Consider the following 1,694-nt stretch of genomic DNA (forward strand, 5'->3'; position numbering starts at 1 on the left):
CTGCCCCGGCACGATGCGCTGGGAGGACCACGACGCACCAAGGCAGCGGAAGCCGCGCCCGCGATCCAGGCAGGCCGCGGGGAGGACGGGCCGGAGACGGGAACAGCCCGGCGGTCGGCACTGCACTGGAGGCGATTGCGGCATGGCCCAACCTTCGCCCCGATGAGCCGTCGAAGTTTTGCCTCGCAGGCAATCACTCGGACGGGTGGCTGCTATACCCGCAGACCCGCGCGGTAGGCCATGCCGCGCAACTCGCGGCCGGAGGCATCTCGCTTCGACTTCGCCAAGAGCTCGGCGAGGATGGCGCGCATGAACGGGTGGCGGTGAATGCGCGTGGGCGAGATCTGCTCGGCGTTGCGCAGCTTCAGCACCGCATCGTCGCGACGGTTCGGCAGGTGGGTGAGCGCGCGCCCGTACTCGCGCCAGTACGCCGCCTTCCGCGTCGGCGACGGCAACGCCTCCGGATCGACGTCTTCCGCGATCCGCGCTGCCTCGGCAGGTTCGTCGGCCTCCAGGGCTACCGACATGCGCCACACGCCTACGTTCGACGGGCCGAACCCGAACCACATCGCGTTGCCCTCACCGGTCCGGGATGCCAGGTCGGCCGCGTGCTCGAGCGCCGAAAGCCGTCCGGCGTGATCACCTCGAGCAGCCGTCACGAGCGAGGACGTGAGCGCGACCATCCCCGTCAGCTGCATCGCCGACGATGTGGCGGTGCCGGGATCGGCCGCCGCCAACGTCCGCGAAGCAAGATCTGCCCCACCCGCTCCGAGCAGGCCGAACGCGGTTCCGAACGCGCTCACCGCGTGGTAGGCGGGTTCTTCCAAGCGCTCCGCCGCACTCCGCGCCAGCATCGACGCCTGCCAGGACAGATCGAGGTTCGCGCCGAGATCCCCGAGCCATGCCTGGGTGCCCTGCACGTGCGTCAGGACGGCCAACCGCAGCAGCGCACGCTCATCCCGCCCGGTCTCGAGCGTGGTGTGCAGATCCTTGATCAGCGCGGGAAGCCGGGCGCCGACGAGTCCGTAATCGCAGTCCCGCTGAGCGTTCAAGATCTCGGCGGTCCTCGCCGCGAGGGCGTCAACGGGCGCAACCGCACCGCCTGGCTCGCCCATGCTCGCCTGGAGCATCGCCAGCCGTACGGCGTTGAGTCCGCGGTCCTCTTCCGGCTCACCGCTGTTGGGAACCGCGGTGCGCATGATCTCGCTCGGCGCCACGTCCAGGGCTTCCGCGAGCCGGATGATCAACGAACGGCGGTCGAGCGCGCGATCGCCGGACTCCAGCCGCGACAGGTACGACGTGGAAATCCCCGCGAGCCCGGCGATCACCGCGAGGCTCTTGCCTCTCGCCTTGCGGATCTCGCGGAGCGTCTCACCTGGTGCTTCCGCCATCCGAACACACCCCGCTTCACCGAAAGGTCCGCCGCGCACCGGCGGAGAGGCACGCCCAGAGTGCCAGGCGCGGTCATCACCGCTCCAGCAGTTCCACGCTGGCGGCCATGACAGTCGCTCCCGCAGGTGTGCCGAGCGGGGCCGGGGTGTTCGGGGGCACCACCACCGGCCCCGCCGACCCACTGCCCCGGCACGATGCGCTGGGAGGACCACGACGCACCAAGGCAGCGGAAGCCGCGCCCGCGATCCAGGCAGGCCGCGGGGAGGACGGGCCGGAGACGGGAACAGCCCGGCGGTCGGCTC

2 protein-coding genes are annotated in these 1,694 nt (G+C 70.9%); one reads left to right on the forward strand and one right to left on the reverse strand.

Going from position 1 to position 1,694, the window contains the following annotated elements; all coding sequences use genetic code 11:
- Positions 1–212: 212 nt before the first annotated feature.
- Positions 213–1,391 (reverse strand): helix-turn-helix transcriptional regulator, encoded by a 1,179-nt coding sequence (locus IJH84_RS07030; protein ID WP_295141716.1) that lies wholly within the window; start codon positions 1,389–1,391, stop codon positions 213–215.
- Between the two features lie 107 nt (positions 1,392–1,498).
- Between IJH84_RS07030 and IJH84_RS07035 the strand changes: the two genes are divergently transcribed.
- The coding region (locus IJH84_RS07035; RefSeq protein WP_295141720.1) for a hypothetical protein at positions 1,499–1,694 on the forward strand (196 nt) is incomplete at its 3' end.

The sequence above is a fragment of the Saccharopolyspora sp. genome, assembly GCF_017434145.1.
Classification (GTDB): Bacteria; Actinomycetota; Actinomycetes; order Mycobacteriales; family Pseudonocardiaceae; genus Saccharopolyspora_C; species Saccharopolyspora_C galaxeae.

Coding starts and splice junctions, on each gene's coding strand:
- IJH84_RS07030 (WP_295141716.1), bottom strand. CDS start 1,391: ATGGCGGAAGCACCAGGTGAGACGCTCCGCGAGATCCGCAAGGCGAGA.